At 41.2% G+C, this 15,705-nt stretch carries 17 protein-coding genes and 1 pseudogene; 4 read left to right on the forward strand and 14 right to left on the reverse strand.

Annotation, left to right across the window (positions count from 1 at the left end):
• Nucleotides 1-343 precede the first annotated feature (343 nt).
• The 7 genes from RMX89_RS09040 to RMX89_RS09070 all read right to left on the reverse strand — a co-directional run bounded on the left by RMX89_RS09040 (nucleotide 344) and on the right by RMX89_RS09070 (nucleotide 6,939).
• Nucleotides 344-685 carry a cupin domain-containing protein gene (locus RMX89_RS09040; RefSeq protein ID WP_322671618.1) on the reverse strand — a complete coding sequence of 114 codons (342 nt, stop codon included), beginning with the start codon at nucleotides 683-685 and terminating at the stop codon, nucleotides 344-346.
• Between the two features lie 20 nt (nucleotides 686-705).
• Entirely contained in the window at nucleotides 706-1,890 is a 1,185-nt protein-coding gene (locus RMX89_RS09045) for a Gfo/Idh/MocA family oxidoreductase (protein ID WP_322688689.1), read from the reverse strand.
• Nucleotides 1,891-2,028: 138 nt separating this feature from the next.
• Nucleotides 2,029-3,198, reverse strand: coding sequence for a zinc-dependent alcohol dehydrogenase (locus RMX89_RS09050; RefSeq protein ID WP_322671620.1), 1,170 nt, complete (start codon nucleotides 3,196-3,198; stop codon nucleotides 2,029-2,031).
• Between the two features lie 164 nt (nucleotides 3,199-3,362).
• A complete protein-coding gene (locus RMX89_RS09055; RefSeq protein ID WP_322671621.1) occupies nucleotides 3,363-3,752 on the reverse strand; it encodes a hypothetical protein in 390 nt (129 codons plus the stop codon).
• A gap of 63 nt (nucleotides 3,753-3,815) precedes the next feature.
• Nucleotides 3,816-4,985, reverse strand: a complete 1,170-nt coding sequence (locus RMX89_RS09060) for a zinc-dependent alcohol dehydrogenase (protein WP_322671622.1) — start codon at nucleotides 4,983-4,985, stop codon at nucleotides 3,816-3,818.
• 52 nt (nucleotides 4,986-5,037) lie between these two features.
• On the reverse strand, nucleotides 5,038-5,736 hold the full coding sequence (locus tag RMX89_RS09065) for an SRPBCC family protein (protein ID WP_322688690.1): 699 nt from the start codon (nucleotides 5,734-5,736) through the stop codon (nucleotides 5,038-5,040).
• A gap of 105 nt (nucleotides 5,737-5,841) precedes the next feature.
• Nucleotides 5,842-6,939 (reverse strand): DJ-1/PfpI/YhbO family deglycase/protease, encoded by a 1,098-nt coding sequence (locus tag RMX89_RS09070; RefSeq protein WP_322671624.1) that lies wholly within the window; start codon nucleotides 6,937-6,939, stop codon nucleotides 5,842-5,844.
• A gap of 476 nt (nucleotides 6,940-7,415) precedes the next feature.
• Between RMX89_RS09070 and RMX89_RS09075 the strand changes: the two genes are divergently transcribed.
• Complete coding sequence (locus tag RMX89_RS09075; protein WP_322671625.1) at nucleotides 7,416-7,814, forward strand: DUF6335 family protein; 399 nt, start codon at nucleotides 7,416-7,418, stop codon at nucleotides 7,812-7,814.
• Here the strand turns inward: RMX89_RS09075 and RMX89_RS09080 are convergent, their stop codons facing one another.
• The 3 genes from RMX89_RS09080 to RMX89_RS34475 form a co-directional block, all read right to left on the reverse strand.
• Nucleotides 7,815-8,231 carry a response regulator gene (locus tag RMX89_RS09080; RefSeq protein WP_322671626.1) on the reverse strand — a complete coding sequence of 139 codons (417 nt, stop codon included), beginning with the start codon at nucleotides 8,229-8,231 and terminating at the stop codon, nucleotides 7,815-7,817. It lies immediately after the preceding gene.
• Between the two features lie 765 nt (nucleotides 8,232-8,996).
• Nucleotides 8,997-9,794, reverse strand: a complete 798-nt coding sequence (locus RMX89_RS09085; RefSeq protein ID WP_322688691.1) for a peroxiredoxin-like family protein — start codon at nucleotides 9,792-9,794, stop codon at nucleotides 8,997-8,999.
• Between the two features lie 206 nt (nucleotides 9,795-10,000).
• Nucleotides 10,001-10,213, reverse strand: a complete 213-nt coding sequence (locus RMX89_RS34475) for a transposase (RefSeq protein ID WP_416211973.1) — start codon at nucleotides 10,211-10,213, stop codon at nucleotides 10,001-10,003.
• 402 nt (nucleotides 10,214-10,615) lie between these two features.
• Here RMX89_RS34475 and RMX89_RS09090 point away from each other — a divergent pair, with 402 nt between their 5' ends.
• Entirely contained in the window at nucleotides 10,616-10,978 is a 363-nt protein-coding gene (locus RMX89_RS09090) for a DUF2809 domain-containing protein (RefSeq protein ID WP_322688692.1), read from the forward strand.
• Between the two features lie 61 nt (nucleotides 10,979-11,039).
• On the opposite strand, the pseudogene RMX89_RS09095 reads toward RMX89_RS09090, so the two are convergent.
• The 4 genes and pseudogenes from RMX89_RS09095 to cobJ all read right to left on the reverse strand — a co-directional run.
• Nucleotides 11,040-11,145, reverse strand: a pseudogene (locus RMX89_RS09095) (ISKra4 family transposase); the annotation flags it as partial.
• A gap of 129 nt (nucleotides 11,146-11,274) precedes the next feature.
• Entirely contained in the window at nucleotides 11,275-12,321 is a 1,047-nt protein-coding gene (locus RMX89_RS09100; protein WP_322688693.1) for a glycosyltransferase family 2 protein, read from the reverse strand.
• A 406-nt stretch (nucleotides 12,322-12,727) separates the two neighbouring features.
• Nucleotides 12,728-13,177, reverse strand: coding sequence for a hypothetical protein (locus RMX89_RS09105; RefSeq protein ID WP_416211974.1), 450 nt, complete (start codon nucleotides 13,175-13,177; stop codon nucleotides 12,728-12,730).
• Complete coding sequence (gene cobJ, locus RMX89_RS09110) at nucleotides 13,141-14,859, reverse strand: precorrin-3B C(17)-methyltransferase (RefSeq protein WP_322688695.1); 1,719 nt, start codon at nucleotides 14,857-14,859, stop codon at nucleotides 13,141-13,143. The genes RMX89_RS09105 and cobJ overlap by 37 nt, the downstream gene beginning before the upstream one ends.
• 291 nt (nucleotides 14,860-15,150) lie before the next feature.
• Here cobJ and RMX89_RS09115 point away from each other — a divergent pair, with 291 nt between their 5' ends.
• Together RMX89_RS09115 and RMX89_RS09120 are read left to right on the forward strand one after the other, a co-directional pair.
• Nucleotides 15,151-15,399 carry a helix-turn-helix domain-containing protein gene (locus RMX89_RS09115; RefSeq protein WP_099103407.1) on the forward strand — a complete coding sequence of 83 codons (249 nt, stop codon included), beginning with the start codon at nucleotides 15,151-15,153 and terminating at the stop codon, nucleotides 15,397-15,399.
• Between the two features lie 98 nt (nucleotides 15,400-15,497).
• Nucleotides 15,498-15,689, forward strand: coding sequence for a hypothetical protein (locus RMX89_RS09120; protein ID WP_322688696.1), 192 nt, complete (start codon nucleotides 15,498-15,500; stop codon nucleotides 15,687-15,689).
• The last annotated feature ends 16 nt before the right edge of the window (nucleotides 15,690-15,705 follow it).

Genomic DNA, 15,705 nt, shown 5'->3' on the forward strand with positions numbered 1-15,705 from the left:
AATTAATATCAAGTCCGGCTAATTAGTTATGATTTTTCCTCGTTTCCAGACGAAGCCTGGGAACGATAACAACGATAAAACAATGAAAAATAAAGCTTTTTTAGACTTATGTGTACACCGTAGCCTTATAAAGGGGAGGGAACCAAACTTCCTTAATCCCCCCTATATATTGGGGGGATTAAGGGGGGTAAAAATGTGATATAAATCACAGCAAAACACTTTTAAAACAACCTCTAAACTGCAAAGCACAGTAAAAAGGAGAACAAGAATATTGTTCTCCTACGAATGCTTTATATTCCATGTCATTGAAAGCGGCTATAGGTTTTTAGCGAGCGATCGCAAATCAGTTTTCGTCTCGCCCGTGAACTTGCGCAGGTGGACTGGTTGCTTCAACAGCAGTAAATGATTCTAAAATTTTATAAGTGTGGCTGGCTCCTTTTGGTACTATCCAAGAACTGCCAGGTTCTAGTAAAATCGTTTGCCCTTCAAGATGCAATTCTGCACGACCAGTAATTACATAACCAACAGTTTCATATTCTCTTGCTGTTGGCTCTTTAGGTTCGTTCGGTTCCTCATTTTCCCATAGGCGCATGGAAATGGTTTTGCCAGATGCAAGATATTTCTGACCAAGTTGGCCTTTAGGAGAATTGCTAGAGTCTACTTTGATAACGGTTGTATCAGACATATTTTTTGCCTCTTTTACTTTTAAACTTTGATTGTTTTGCCAGTGCGAGCTGCCTGGTAAATTAGTTGCATCAGCCTGACATCTTGCAAGCCTTCTTCTCCAGGAGTTTTGGGCTGTTTATTCGCCATGATGGACTCGGACAAATGATCCATCTCTAGGGCGAATTGGTTCTTTTCCTGAATATTCTGTTCTTCACTGCTGTTTTTGCGTTTGATTGTCAAGCGATGTTGGTAGTAGTCGGTAGCTGGATCTAACTCTAAGACTGCATCTGAACCAAAAACTTGGATACGCTTGGTATCTGCATAGCCGTAGCTTGACGTGCAGTTAGCAAGCACACCACTAGGAAAACGCAAAACGAAGTTGACATTTTCCTCAACTTCCCGAAAGCGGGGGTCACCAGGGGTGCTGTACATCATGGCGCTAATTTCTTGTGGTTCCTCGCCTGTAATGTATCTAGCAGCATTCAAGCTGTAGATGCCTATGTCATAAAGAGAACCGCCGCCAGCTAGTTTTTTTTGTGCCCGCCAACGATCTGCGGGATCTTTGGGGTCGAGGTTGCGTCCGTGGTCAGAGGTTATGGTTTTTAGTTTACCGAGTTTGCCGCTTTGTGCAAGTTCGATCGCAGCCAGGTTGTAAGGTTCATATTGAGCGCGGTAAGCAATCATCAATTTGCGATCGCCTTTTTTGGCAGCATCAATCATTGCTTGGCATTCCTCGACAGTAATAGCCATTGGCTTTTCGCACATGATATGCTTACCAGCTTGGGCACCACGAATACTGTATTCGGCGTGTAACCCATTAGGTAAAATGATATAAATAACATCAACCTCCGGGTTATTGCGGATGGTGTCGTAGTTCTGGTAATTGTAGATATTTTTCGAGTTAACCCCGTATTGCTGGGCTATGCCTTCAGCTTTGGCGCGATCGCCACTGACTAGTGCTACCAACTTTGAACGCTTACATTCACCAAACGACGGAATAATCTGTTGCGTAGCAAATTTTCCCAAGCCAACAATAGCCCATCCTAACTTTTTTTCAGGAGGCATAGATGGTTCTTTGCCTGGTGCTGGCCCAGCTTGGGCTAAGGTACGATTAGGTTTAAAAATAGTACCTGCTACCCCAAAAGTACTCAGTGTAATTAACCCAAAACCTGCTTTGTGTAATATAGTACGACGCGTAAATTGTGATTTTAGTAAATCAAACATGGAAGGTTAGGTGTTAAGTGTTGGGGCACTGGGCATTGGGAAGAGGCACAGGGGTAGGGTGAAGTTTGCAGAGGGGAAAGAAGGTAATTTTGTATTCTCCCCCTTGCTCCTTGCTCCCTGCTTCTTCCCCATTCCCCACTACGGTTTGAGTACTACTTTGATGCAGTTATCTTTCTTGTGTTTAAAAATTTCGTAGCCGTGCGGCGCTTGTTCTAGAGGTAAAGTGTGAGTGATGATAAATGTTGGATCGATATCACCGTTTTGGATGTGTTCTAGCAAAGGTTTTAGATACTTGTGGACATTCGTTTGTCCCATTTTGAAGGTTAATCCTTTGTTCATGGCAGCACCCATTGGGATTTTATCTAAAAAGCCACCGTACACACCCGCAAGTGATACGTGACCACCTTTAGCAGCAGATACTATTACTTGCCGTAATGCCGTCGGACGGTCTGTTTCTAAACGTACTGCTTGCTTTACCTGGTCGTACATCGCCATAAAATCTGTACCATGTGCCTCCATTCCCACTGCATCAATGCAAGCATCGGGGCCACGACCGCCAGTCATTTCTTTGAGTGCTTCGCCAATATTCACTTCTTCGTAGTTGAGAACTTCTGCTTTGCCGTATTCTTTAGCCATTTGCAGACGTTCGGGAACGCGGTCAAAGGCGATCACCCGTTCCGCACCTAGCATATATGCGCTTCTGATGGCAAATTGTCCGACTGGCCCACAACCCCAAACGGCGACAATATCACCGGGTTTGATGTTGCAGTTCTCAGCTGCCATGTAGCCTGTGGGAAAAATATCTGTTAGAAATAGCACTTGCTCATCCGTTAAACCATCGGGAATTTTGAACAAGCCTACATCGGCAAAAGGTACTCTTGCATACTCTGCTTGACCGCCAGCGTAACCGCCGAATAAATGAGAGTAGCCAAATAGACCTGCTGGTGAATGTCCCATTTGCTTTTCTACTAACCAAGCATTGGGGTTAGAGTTATCGCACAGCGACCATAAATCCCGATTGCAGAAAAAGCAGCTACCGCAAGATATAGTGAAGGGAACAACAACGCGATCGCCTACATTCACATTTTTAACTGCACTTCCAAGTTCTACGACTTCCCCCATAAATTCATGACCAAGGATATCGCCCTTTTGCATGGTGGGAATATAGCCGTCGTAAATATGCAAATCTGAACCGCATATTGCTGTGGAAGTAATTTTAACAATAGCATCACGTGGGTTAAGAATTTTAGGGTCGGGAACTGTTTCCACCCGCACGTCGTTTGCTCCATGCCAGCAAACTGCTTTCATAATTATTTAGTCCTTAGTTATAATTCCTGGATCGTTCGTATCAAGATAAATCCTGGATTTGTCTTAATTTTGAGACGCGATAGTTATCGCGTCTCAATAACCGCTAAAAAGTTATTCAAGTATTCGACTCAAGATTTACTAACCCTTTAGCTGCTATCTCTGAGTTAGTTACTAGAAGGAGTGCGATAATAACCTTCTCTACTTCCTTCATATGATGAAGTTTTATCTGCACTTCTATTTGTACTAGGATCAAAAAACTCTTTTGTAGCTTCAGGAGGTTTTTCATCCAAGTTTAATTTTTCGCGGATATTATCAACAGCACCTTTGATTGGATTTTGTGATTTTTGGGTATTATTGATTTGGGTATCGTTTCTAATTTCACCTTGCCCATTTGGTGTTCCTTTGTAATAAGTACCCTCTGGACTTGTAACATCAGCTTGTGCTACATCAACGTAGCTAAAAGCCTGACCCAGTAAAAATATAAATCCTGCTAAGAAAACTACAAGGATTTGAGAAATACGAATATTTCGTAACCAAGAACTTAGTCGATTCATAAAAAACCTCAATTGCATTATGTAAGGTGGACAAATTCAAAACACTGAATGACTATTTGCCATTTAGGGTTTAAGAACAACTTTGATACAGTTATCTTTTTTTTGTTGAAAGATGTGGTAGGCGTGGGGTGCTTGTTCTAGAGGCAATTGATGGGTGACAACGAAGGATGGATCGAGTTTTCCATCCAAAACCATCTGCAATAACAAATGCATATATTTCTGTCCATGCATTTGTCCCATTCTGAAGGTTAAGCCTTTATTAAAGGCTGCACCCAATGGTATTTTGTCTACAAAACCACCATAAACACCCATAATTGAAAGAGTCCCGCCTTTACGACAGGCGACCATCATTTCCCGCAGAACGTGGGGACGGTCGGTTTCCAATCTGAGCTTTTGTTTTGTCTGGTCGTAGAAGTCTTCTAAACCAACGCCGTGTGCTTCTAAACCAACAGCATCGATGCAAGCATCGGGGCCACGACCACCAGTCATCTCTTTCAACGCTTCGCCAGCATTAACTTCTTCGTAGTTAATCACTTCTGCTTTGGCAAACTTTTTCGCCATTTCCAGGCGTTCGGGAAAGCGATCTATTGCGATCACTTTTTCGGCTCCCATCATGTAGGCGCTAATCATGGCAAACTGTCCAACAGCACCGCAACCCCAAACGGCTACAGTATCACCCGGTTGGATATCGCATAATTCTGCACCCATATAACCTGTGGGGATAGCGTCGGAGATGAATAACAACATCTCATCCGGCAAATCTGGCGGAACTTTGACGACACCCACATCAGCAAAGGGTACACGGATATATTCGGCTTGTGCGCCTGCATAACCACCCAACATATGGGAGTAGCCATAAATAGCTGAGGTGATATTGCCAAACAATTTTTCTTGAATCCAACCTTTCGGATTGGAGTTATCGCACAATGACCACATATCACGTTGGCAATAATTGCAATTACCACAGCCAATTGTGGAAGGAACAACAACTCGATCGCCTATTTTTAAATTGTTGACTCCTCTGCCAACTTCCACGACTTCCCCCATGAATTCGTGACCAATAATGTCACCCTGTTGCACTGTGGGAATATAGCCGCCATAAATATGTAGATCGGAGCCACAAATCGCCGTGGAAGTAATTTTAATAATTGCATCACGCGGGTTAAGAATTGTCGGATCTGGTACTGTCTCTACCCGCACATCATTAGCACCGTTCCAGCAGACTGCTTTCATAATTATTAATCATTGGGCATTGGGCATTGGGCATTGGGCAAAGGACAAAGAACTACTTACGTCCAGAAGGTTGACCTTCAGTTGTGGCGATTTCGCCTGCTTCCATTAGCATTTTGAAGCGGCGCAATTCATCACCAATTTGCTGTTCTGGTTCTTCACCAAAAAGTTTAGCTACGGTAGCTGCCAATGCTCCGCCTGGTGGGTTATACTCCAAAACAACCTTGACTTCCGTGCCGCGATCGCCTGGTGCTTTTTTGAAACGGACAAAACCAGAATTATCAATGTCTGCACCTTCTACTGAAGCCCAAGAAATAAATTCATTTTCCCGGTCTTCGAGAATATCTGCATCCCATTCTACGGTATTATCCAAAGGTGCATTGGCAATCCAATGAGAACGTTTTTCGTTGTACACCTTAACAGATTTGAGATGCTTCATAAAGGTGGGCAAATTCTCAAAGTCGTGCCAAAAGCGATACAATTCTTCTGCCGATTTATTGATAGTTACCGTCTTTTCAACTTTGATCGGCTGGTTTAGACCTATTGCTTCCTGTGCTTTCTGGATTGTGCTTTGCTTGGTTGCACCTTGATAAACCAAACCACCACCAGCTAAAGCCGTCAGCGCTCCTCGCAATGAACCTTGTCTTAAACCCATCAGCACCATCGCACCGCCACCGATAAGGGAAGCCCAACGCTCTACTTCACTAGCCTCTGGCTGGTTTGTACTTGATTTATCCCCTGATGTTGAAGTCACTTTTTATATCTCCATTACTGTAAATTCACCATAGAGGCGCAAATACCCTCTTCTTTCTTTTGTGTTATTTGCGCCTTTTCGGTAGCCATCTACGTTCAAAAAACCTTACATTGACACAGCAGCCCCTGTTGTCGGCTTAGGAGGCTGAATCTGAGCGCCTATCCGCGCTCGATATAGTTCTACCAATCGTTGCTCATATTTCGATGAATCTTGGTAAATTTGTTTGAAAATAGCTGTTGCTACAGGGTCAGTGTACATTGCACACAAATTGCCAATATCGCCGATACCGGTTTGCACATCACCTAGAGCAGAACGTAACTGATATATATCATCACTTCCTGTCATGGCAGTTTTCACTTTGGCATACTGATTGGCAATATTTGCCCCTAAAGAGGGTTTTTCACCCAATCGGTCAAGATAAGTTTCTAGTTTTTCAATGTGGCGCTGTTTATGAGCAATTATTTCTTGGAAAACTGATTTTACTTCGTTATCTGATTCCTTTTCAAAGTAGTTCTCAAATGCTTCTAAAGAATAACGTTCACCAGCAAGAGCAGTATTTAAGCCTTTGGCAATATCACCTTTAGTTGAGCCACCCCAAGCATCAGCCAACTTCCACCATTCAGCACTTGTGTCTTTTTCATTTGGCAATGCAGCATCTTTGCCACCATAACCCAAACGGCTTAAAATAGCTGTAGTGAAAATTGGCAAGTCTCCAGGTTCACGAGATGTAATCAAATTTCCGTCAACTACCACTGGCTCATCTAGATAATTTGCGCCAGCGTTAATCATGTCTTTGGCAATAGCGCTAAAACCAGTGGCTTGCTTACCTTTGAGCAAGTCACCTTCAATCAAAACTTGTGGGCCGTGACAAACAGCAGCGACTAATTTTCCTTGTTGTATAGCTTCTTGGACAAAGCGGACTGTGTTGATGTTTCGCCGCATTTGATCGGGAGCCATCCCACCGGGAATCACCACTGCATCGAATTGGGCTGCGATCGCTTCCGTTGTGGTACCATCGGCTTGTATGCTAAGTTTGCCGCGTTTCCCCTTATATTTTTCATTCATTCGGGAACCAAGGACTACTACCTCTATTCCTGCTTGTTTCAATCCATTATATGGAACTGTAAATTCTGCATCCTCTACTGCTTGTTCAATGAGGATAGCAACTTTTTTCTTACCGGAGTTATTGTTATGTTCAGTCATAAAATGGTATTACGTTTGTATTCTCTAGTCTTTAACTAACTACAACAAAAGTTAAATAAACAGATTATTTTTTGAATAAATAATCTTGAATTACTTATCATATTATCTGCCTTCACTACTCAAATAAGTTTGAGTATTCAATTGGTTATTTAGCATTCAGATATTTAAAAAGTATGAAAACGAGTTAAAATGCTAAACTTATCATCAAAATTTTATTTTGGTTGCCTATTTTTGCCAAACAAGAAATAGTTATGAGTGAAAAGTTCGCCAATGAATAATTTTGGTTTGATAACTTATAACTCATAACTTCAACTACAAGTTCCTTGACCATGAATTCATAGCTACAATCTTATGGCGCGATCGCTAGTTTAGCTTCGTACCCAGGGGATAGATTATTTTCTTAGCTATACACCTCTAGTTAGACAAATTGCTGACAAGAAAACGTTATTGTGAGAATGCAGAAAAGAGCTAGGATCATGGCAGAAAAAAATCATAATGACAAAATTAAAAGTAATGATTTGCCACAAGAGATTACCGAATCCTACGGTACTGGTGTAAAAGACTTGCCGGGATACAACATTGGCGGACGCTCAATAAAAGCAGAAAGAGACGAGTACACAGAAACTAGTCCTGAACTGACTGGTGGGGATGTTGATGCTTATTGGCAAGATGCAGATGCAGTTGGAGATGAAGCAGTTGGTGGTAGTACTTCCACTCCCGATCAAAATGTCACAGAGGACTTAGAAGCAGCAGTAGGGCTAGAAATGGCTGATTCTGAATTTCTGCATACCAACGATATTTTAGAGGATCGTGATGGCGATCGCTGGGAGTTAGATCCAAAATCTTCTGAAGATTATCAAGACCGAAGAGAATAACTACCAATTACAAGAAGCAACCAAATTAGCCACTATCTCAACTAGTTCTTCTGGAGCGATCGGTTTAGATATATGAGTGTCAAAGCCAGCTTCCAAAGCACGGATACGAGCCTCACTATCAGCAAAGGCTGTTAAAGCAATAGCCGGGACTCGTCCACAATTATTTGCTTTGAGCGCACGGAATTTGGAAATGAAAGTGTAGCCATCCTCCCCAGGCAACCCGATATCACTAATTAAAACATCGGGTTGCAATTCAGACAATACATTGCGTGCATCTGCTGCTGATATCACTGCTATAACTGTTGCTCCATCCATTTCCAAGACAGTAGTGATAAAAAAGCGAGTATCATCATCATCCTCAACTACCAAGATATCTAAACCAGTAAGAGTTCCAGAAGTTTGCATAATAAATGACATTTTATTTATCCTTACTTGCTATATTCGTAATTCGTAATTAAGAGAGTACAGAGCAAGCAGTGATTACAACTACGAATTACGTTAGCGAGTCCGCAAGCGTCATTATCAATTACGAATTATTATGACTTTTATACCCATTAGAGCTTCTTTTAGAGCAGATTTTAGATTTACAAAAGTAGATTGATGTGTTCAGAATATTGATGAGATACCGAAGCAGGCTCTTTTAACAAAAAATGATTTAATACCATAATTTCAAACATATAGCTTGATGGTTACTACTCCTTTATCTATTTTCCTACTGGAAGACCACTTCGCACAAATGAAATTCAAGTGTCGTTAGAAAAGTCCTCACTTATCTTGATTTTCAGCATAATTCAAAATTCAAGAGTCAGGAGCGATGCCCTGAGTCTGCTGTTCGCGGAGCGTCTGAACAAGAGGGTTTAAAACCCTTATTAAATCAAACGCGAACAGCGTCTCTAAAAGAGAAGATTTAGTGGTTTTCAATCAACGGCGGGTTTGTAGCGAGATCCCGCAGGGTATGACCCCATTCGTAGCGCGCCCATAGTCAAAGGCGGGCAAGATGCCCACCCTACAAGATTGGATAATTTATTTCTTGGAAGTCCCTTAAAAGATATATTTATGTTTATGTAGGTTGGGTAGAGTGAAACGCAACCCAACATTACCACCTTATTTATATGTTGGGTTACGCTATCGCTGCATCCAACCTACAAAACTACGGTTCTCAAGGTAGACAAGGTTTAGGAATTAGTGAGTTGAAGTAAAGCTATCCGTTTCAATCGAGGATAAAAATGATAAGGGCTGACTCATATTAGCAGCAAAGCCTAAAATTCCTGGATCTCGATGTTCGTAAAGTAACTGGCCTTTGGTATCAAACAGAAAAGTTCCACCACGCTGAGTTAAGTAGGCAGAATTAGGTACATAAGTATGCCAATTGCTGAGAACTTCAACCATATTCCGTAGCCGTAGAGTAGCCAATTCAAAGGGACGTTGAAACCCACTTCCGCCAGCTAATTGGAAAAACGAGCCTTTAAAAGCAGGTAAAGGAGTAGCTTGAATAACTTCATCATCTTCAATAAGTTGAGGGGCTTGACGATCTCCCCTGTATCCCCGAAAAACTTCTTTTAGCGTTCCAGGACTTCCAAGGCCTGCACACATTAACACTAGATTTAGCCAAGCTTTCTGAGCAGGGGAAAGTCCAGGGAGAGGAAAATTGAGACCTGAATAAAGTTTGAGTTTGTGATGTAGTTCTCCATTAGGTTCAACAAATAAATTTTCCGGTGGAAATCCTGTATATTCACAAAATCTTATTCCAGAGGCGCGATTACCAATTCCCACTGCACGAATAGCGAGTTTTTCATCTGAAAATTTTTTAGCTTCGCGCTGTAACCACCACGCATATTCAAGACTATCAAAATCCCCAAGTTGGGGCCAGACTAAAACCAGGGTATATGAGGCAGGCTCGCAATTTTCTAGTAGGGGGCGGATCATGCCATCACTAACACGCTGAAGTCCTGTCCGATCGAGGATAGTGTAAGGATTCATGACAAATGATTACTCGGATATCTGGGGTATCAGTGACACAGGATGTACTAAAGCATTAATATGCCATCATCTCAGGTTTGTGAATATTTTGTTATACTAGTTAACGGAAGTTCATATTTAGTTTGATACCGCTAAGTAAGGCAATACTCAGTAGGTCGCTTGATGAGTGTATTACTACTAACAGCAGCTAGGTATGAAAGCTTCTTCTAAAGATTGTCAACATTGACCGATAAGTAATCCCATCTACTACACCATAAGCATTTACTGATACCCCAGCCATTCTCTGTCTTGCCTAAATTCCCGGTATATTGGCGAGTCACGTAATCTGTTGATTTTCCCTTTTTCTTGTCTCCTGTTTTGTCAATACATAAAATTATTTCTCTTTCTCCAATCAACATTTTTGTTAACCACAGCCTCATTTCTTTTAATTTTTTGATATTCCACAGTGCATCTCTGGTAAAAATGATGACGGGAATTGACCATCTTTTAATCCTGCTGTTTTCGCTATCTCTGGTAGCGATTTGGCTCGGATTTCTGATAACATTCTCAAGTGTAAATACTTGAATGCCTCAAAATGTCTCACATCCTCAAATATTGAATAATAGTGTTGACAATAGTTATCTATGAAGCCGACTGTATTTACTGCTTCCCTGCGCTACGTAACCATCAGAGTTACTTACTGTTTCGGTTTTTCTTCCTGATTATACTCTCCCCATAGTAACAAAAGAGGGATTAGTAATAATAGAATTTTTAACAGAGTCTATCAAAAATTAAAGAGGTTGATAGTCAAATTAGGTATTTTTTGAGCGCTATTGATTGCCATGTTTATCTTCAATAAAAAATATTTTTACCTGACAGTTTTACTATTTTTAATAGAGGTATGTATTGCAGTTTTTATAAATGATAGTTTTATTCGTCCTTTTATCGGTGATGTTTTAGTAGTTATATTAATTTATTGCTTTGTCAAAGCTTTTTGGAATATACACTCATCGATAGTCGCTTTATCAGTTTTTGCCTTTTCTTGTGCAATTGAGATTCTGCAATATTTTAATTTTGTAAATAATTTAGGATTACAAAAATACAAGATTCTGGCTGTTGCTTTGGGAAGTGTATTTGATTGGAAAGATATTATTGCTTATGCAATAGGTATCATAATAGTTCTATGGTTGGAAAATAGGACATGATTACTCGATCGAGTATTTCGCGGCGTTCAATAGGGAGAGTAAATTCACGAATAATATTCTAAATTCCATCATGTCCATCTCCAATACAGGTCAGTATAGGAGCTATGATTTGGCTGTTAACCCAATTAGACTACAAGATTATTTTCTTGGAATGAGGCTGCGTAGGCGCAGCCCGCCGTAGGCATCGCAACCAAGTTAGAAGACGTACAGCTTTATAATCTTTATAATCTTTCTAGTCACAGGGTTGTCCGATTACTCCCTTACCTCATATTTTTGTAACAATCTTTTGGTCTTACTTATTTATTATTTTTGGAAGAGTAAAAATTGGGATGCGTTGATTTTCTTCGTTTTATTTGGAGATTATAAGGCATTTCAAAAACTAATTTATTACCCATCACATAGTATTGAAATCGACGTTTAATAATATTGTTACATCTAGAAATAAAATCATAAAAAACGCTCGGTTTTTTTGTGAGTTCTTTCAATGCTAATAACCAATTTCCTTGCTTGAGAGGCAATAAAACTTGATAGTAAGCTAAAGTTCTGTTGTAAACTGCAAGATTATAAGACAGAGCACGCATTAAAGCTGGATTTTTTTCCACAACTTTTTGCTGCATGAAAGAATCAGTAGATATGCAAGATTGATTTAGACGTTTTAATCGGCTTTCACGTACAAGAGAAGAAGAGCGTGAACGGTAGAAATAATAGGCTTCTGGCACTAGAAAAAAGCGAGCGCCATTAATTAAACATTTCATATCAAGCCAAAAGTCCTCAGCTATGCTTAGGCTTTCATCGTACTCAATGCTGTGTTTAACCAAAAATTCTCGTTTGAACAGGGGCTTGCTTAAACCAAGATGTAGTCCTGCTTTTCCATAGACATCAGTCTTTACAAAATAAACGATATCAATTTGGAGAATTTTATCTATATGTTCTCCACTTTCTTGAATCAATGTACTCCAAGGAGATGTTGCACCATCTTTGATAAAATAAACATCATCTGCAATCATATCTGCATTTGCTTGTTCTGCCAGCAACACAAGCTTTTCTAATCTTTGATGAGTATACCAGTCATCTGAATCAAGAACAGCAATCCATTCTCCTTGGGCTGCTTTGATAGCAAGATTACGTGCAGCAGAAACCCCAAGGTTTTGTGGATTAACTATCACTTTGAGACGTTCATCGGTAAAACTCTTTGCAACTTCTACAGTTTTATCAGTTGACCCATCATCGACAACGATAACTTCAAGCTCAGTAAGTGTTTGATTTAAGACTGACTCTATTGCCTTCTTAATATAAACTTCAGTATTGTAGGCAGGGATAATTACAGAGACTTTAGGATTCATCAAACTAAACTCCTGACTAATCGCTATATGCTTAGATTACAATGTGAAAATTCCAATGAAAATTTGTTGAAGTCAAAATTCAGAAGTCAAAATCAAAACACTTAAGGATTCCTTGGCGTTGCCTTAGCGTCTCTGAAAGAGAAGCCTTTCGTAGAGAAAGAGCTTCGTTATCAATCGGGGATTTAGACCCATTAATGAATTCTTGCATCACCAAATTTTCTTGTTTTGTGAGATTTTGAACCCGATGATTCCTCCGCTATTTGTACAGAATTCAGAATAAATTTTGACTTTTGACAAATGTATTCTGTTTAATAATAATTTATTTTTTCATAGCGTAATCATCAATGGTTTTTACTCATTTATATTGCAGATAGGTGAGACTTATTGGGATTTTCGTTTGAATGAACTACATACACGAGTTGTATAGTAGCACAACTATGACTGCTGTTGTGAAAATTAAAAATTTTGATGATGTACCAGTTGCTGTTGCAGACTTTTGGGAACTTTTATGCATGTTTTTCAGATTTTTATGTGTGTTAATAGCCTGATAATTGATGAATTGAACAAAAGTAATGTTGGGCACATTTTCCACGGCTGCTTGTGTTTCGTTCCCTTGATGTACATACCATTCAAGAATTTTAACTCGCTTAATTTGTCCTATTTCTAAAGCATAAAGAGTAGCGTAGACGCTTTGCGGCTTGTCGCTAGACATCGCGGCATTACAGAAAATGCAAAATCCCATCCCTTTATCTTTGAGTGCCTTTAAAAAAGTGTTTATTTTGCCTTTTTTGCTCTCTTCGGTGACAGCGCCAATCGTGCCTAATATTCGGTATAGCGACGCGGCGTATAAACCCAGATATTACCATCGCGGCGCTTGATAGTTCGGGTTTTTGTGGAACCAACGAGAATAATTGTCCGCATATCAGCGCTTGCTGGTGTTAACTGCTCAAGTGCGATCGCTTTTACCGTTTGTCCTGGGCGGCCGAGATTCCGGGCCAATACTACTGGTGTATCTGGTGTTCGATGTTGCAGCAAAATATTTCTCGCTTCTGCCAGTTGCCAAGTACGCTCTTTAGAAACAGGATTGTAGAAAGCAATGACAAAATCGGCCTCAGCAGCAGCCGCAATTCGTTGGGCGATCGCAGACCAAGGTTTCAAGATATCGGAGAGGGAAATAGCACAGAAATCATGCCCAAGGGGCGCACCAATGGCTGCTGCTGCTGCCTGCATTGCAGAGATGCCTGGGGCCACATGAATGTCGATACTGTCCCATTCTGGTTTAGCATAGCGATCGCATACCTCAAAAACCGCTGTTGCCATTGCATAGATACCGGGGTCGCCAGATGAAACTACAGCTACATATCGTCCAGATGCAGCCAAATCAAGGGCCATCTTTGCCCGTGCTTCTTCTTCGCGGTTATCAGACTCATGCCGTTGCTTGCCATCAGCCAGAGAACCAACTAAATCTAAATACGTTTTATAACCCACTAAGTCAGTTGCCGACTTGAGTATCTCCTTGACTTCGGGAGACATCCATTGCGAACCACCAGGGCCCGTGCCAATAATCGCTAATTTTCCGCGTGGTTGACCGATGGTATTGGGGTCGATTGCTTGAGGAGCAATAGCGAGCGCAATATCGGGAGATGGAGATAGGGGGGATGTCCCAGTGGCGGCGATCGCTGCGGCTTGGACGGGGCTATAACCTTGTGAAAGTAGACTTTCTAACTGATTTGGGGTAAAAAAGCGAGTGGGCACTTTTAAGGCGCTAGCTACCGCGTGGATTGCGGGATCGGCGGCGGCGGCGATGGGTGCAAATATCCCGGCGACTGATGCTTTTTCTAGTTTGGCATCAGCTAGTAGCTGGTGTACTAAAGCTACTGCATCATCAATCATGCCACTCATTGCGATCGCGATCGTTGCTGGGTGGTAGACAAGCCTGTTGGCTGTAGGAGTCACCAAGCGTTCCGTAACTTGGATGGTCAAATCTCCCTGTGGATCTATGGGCAGTTTACTATCGCTCAACCAAGGCGCTATTCCTTCGAGCTTAACTTGCGCCCCAGCTAGCAAATCTGAGATAAATTTCTTCGCATCGTCTGGGTTTGCTAAATGGTATCCAGGGGGAGGAGATAACAGCGTTGTGCCTAAACGTAAATCGCCTGTGGTCGTAATTGCAGCTTTGACATCCAGCGCTTCAGCAATGCGGCGAGCCAAATCGTTTACTCCACCAAGTCCGCCCAAGAGAGGGACAACAGCACTACCATCTTCAGCCACAGCTAGCACTGGTGGTTCCTGTCGTTTATCCGAGATTACCGGAGCTAGAGTCCTAATTAAAATGCCGGCGGCACAAATGCCAATCAGCGGCCTTCCCTGCACAAATAACTCGCGTAGCGTCTCCCCAAAATTTGTGAAGCTGACATCAACTCCAGATGTGCGACCCTCTAGACCGTATAGCGTCGCCCCTGGTAAGACGCTGATTATCTTGCGTGCTACTGTCACGCTATTTTGACCTAGTACTACAATGGCAGGTGCAACATTCATGATCGTAAGTAGATATCTTGCAAAATTTGATATCCTTCAAATGAAACCACAGATATAGACATGTAGCGACTTCACATTTACAAGCTGGAGAACTGAGAGTGTCATTTCTACGACGGGCAACTCTTGGAGAGGTTACGCCAACACCTACGTGCGTGCTGTCTTCATAATAGCTGTCCAAAACCTATTTTGGGTTTATCCCATATTAGGTTTTAAAATTTAACTGAGTTTAGCAATATGTAATAACTCTCATCGAGATCGAATAAACCATCGCCCGAAAAAAGGCAAGCTAAAGTGCCTAAATCAGTTTTCAGCGAAGATTACAATCGGTTTCGCCAGTTACTTATAGAAGCGCGGAAAGCTGCAAAGCTCACTCAAACAGAGTTGTCAGCAAAGCTAGAGCTTCCACAATCTTATGTATCAAAGTATGAACGTGGAGAGCGCCGTCTTGACGTGATTGAATTTTTACAAGTTGCCCAAGTTCTTGAAATCGATCCGCTTGCTTTTATCAAAGAACTGTTGAAATACCAAAAGGAGACATAATAATCATTATTCAATATGTTGACTTTAACGCAGCAGATACAATAATTAATACCCAATACCAAAACGAATGGCATGAGATTAGTACTACTCTCACTAGAATGCCTTTGCATATCAAGGCTTCAGATCAAGCTGGAATTCAAGGTAATGCAATATTCGATCCAGTAGGTACGAACGAATATATTAAAGCTGCTTTTATTCATGATGCTTGGCAATCAAATATTCCTATTCCGGCACCTTATAGATTTTTAGGTACAGATGTTGATTTTGCTAAAACTGGCATTATCATTTAAATTCAATTTTCTAACT

The sequence above is a fragment of the Nostoc sp. DedSLP04 genome, assembly GCF_034530775.1.
Taxonomy (GTDB): domain Bacteria; phylum Cyanobacteriota; class Cyanobacteriia; order Cyanobacteriales; family Nostocaceae; genus Nostoc.

Bases quoted from the DNA above. Each gene is read 5' to 3' on its own strand.
- RMX89_RS09090 (WP_322688692.1), top strand. From the start codon at position 10,616: ATGTTTATCTTCAATAAAAAATATTTTTACCTGACAGTTTTACTATTT.
- RMX89_RS09085 (WP_322688691.1), bottom strand. From the start codon at position 9,794: ATGAATCCTTACACTATCCTCGATCGGACAGGACTTCAGCGTGTTAGT.
- RMX89_RS09055 (WP_322671621.1), bottom strand. From the start codon at position 3,752: ATGAATCGACTAAGTTCTTGGTTACGAAATATTCGTATTTCTCAAATC.
- RMX89_RS09060 (WP_322671622.1), bottom strand. From the start codon at position 4,985: ATGAAAGCAGTCTGCTGGAACGGTGCTAATGATGTGCGGGTAGAGACA.
- RMX89_RS09070 (WP_322671624.1), bottom strand. From the start codon at position 6,939: ATGACTGAACATAACAATAACTCCGGTAAGAAAAAAGTTGCTATCCTC.
- cobJ (WP_322688695.1), bottom strand. From the start codon at position 14,859: ATGAATGTTGCACCTGCCATTGTAGTACTAGGTCAAAATAGCGTGACA.
- RMX89_RS09075 (WP_322671625.1), top strand. From the start codon at position 7,416: ATGGCAGAAAAAAATCATAATGACAAAATTAAAAGTAATGATTTGCCA.
- RMX89_RS09040 (WP_322671618.1), bottom strand. From the start codon at position 685: ATGTCTGATACAACCGTTATCAAAGTAGACTCTAGCAATTCTCCTAAA.
- RMX89_RS09100 (WP_322688693.1), bottom strand. From the start codon at position 12,321: ATGAATCCTAAAGTCTCTGTAATTATCCCTGCCTACAATACTGAAGTT.
- RMX89_RS09045 (WP_322688689.1), bottom strand. From the start codon at position 1,890: ATGTTTGATTTACTAAAATCACAATTTACGCGTCGTACTATATTACAC.
- RMX89_RS34475 (WP_416211973.1), bottom strand. From the start codon at position 10,213: ATGAGGCTGTGGTTAACAAAAATGTTGATTGGAGAAAGAGAAATAATT.
- RMX89_RS09050 (WP_322671620.1), bottom strand. From the start codon at position 3,198: ATGAAAGCAGTTTGCTGGCATGGAGCAAACGACGTGCGGGTGGAAACA.
- RMX89_RS09080 (WP_322671626.1), bottom strand. From the start codon at position 8,231: ATGTCATTTATTATGCAAACTTCTGGAACTCTTACTGGTTTAGATATC.
- RMX89_RS09120 (WP_322688696.1), top strand. From the start codon at position 15,498: ATGCCTTTGCATATCAAGGCTTCAGATCAAGCTGGAATTCAAGGTAAT.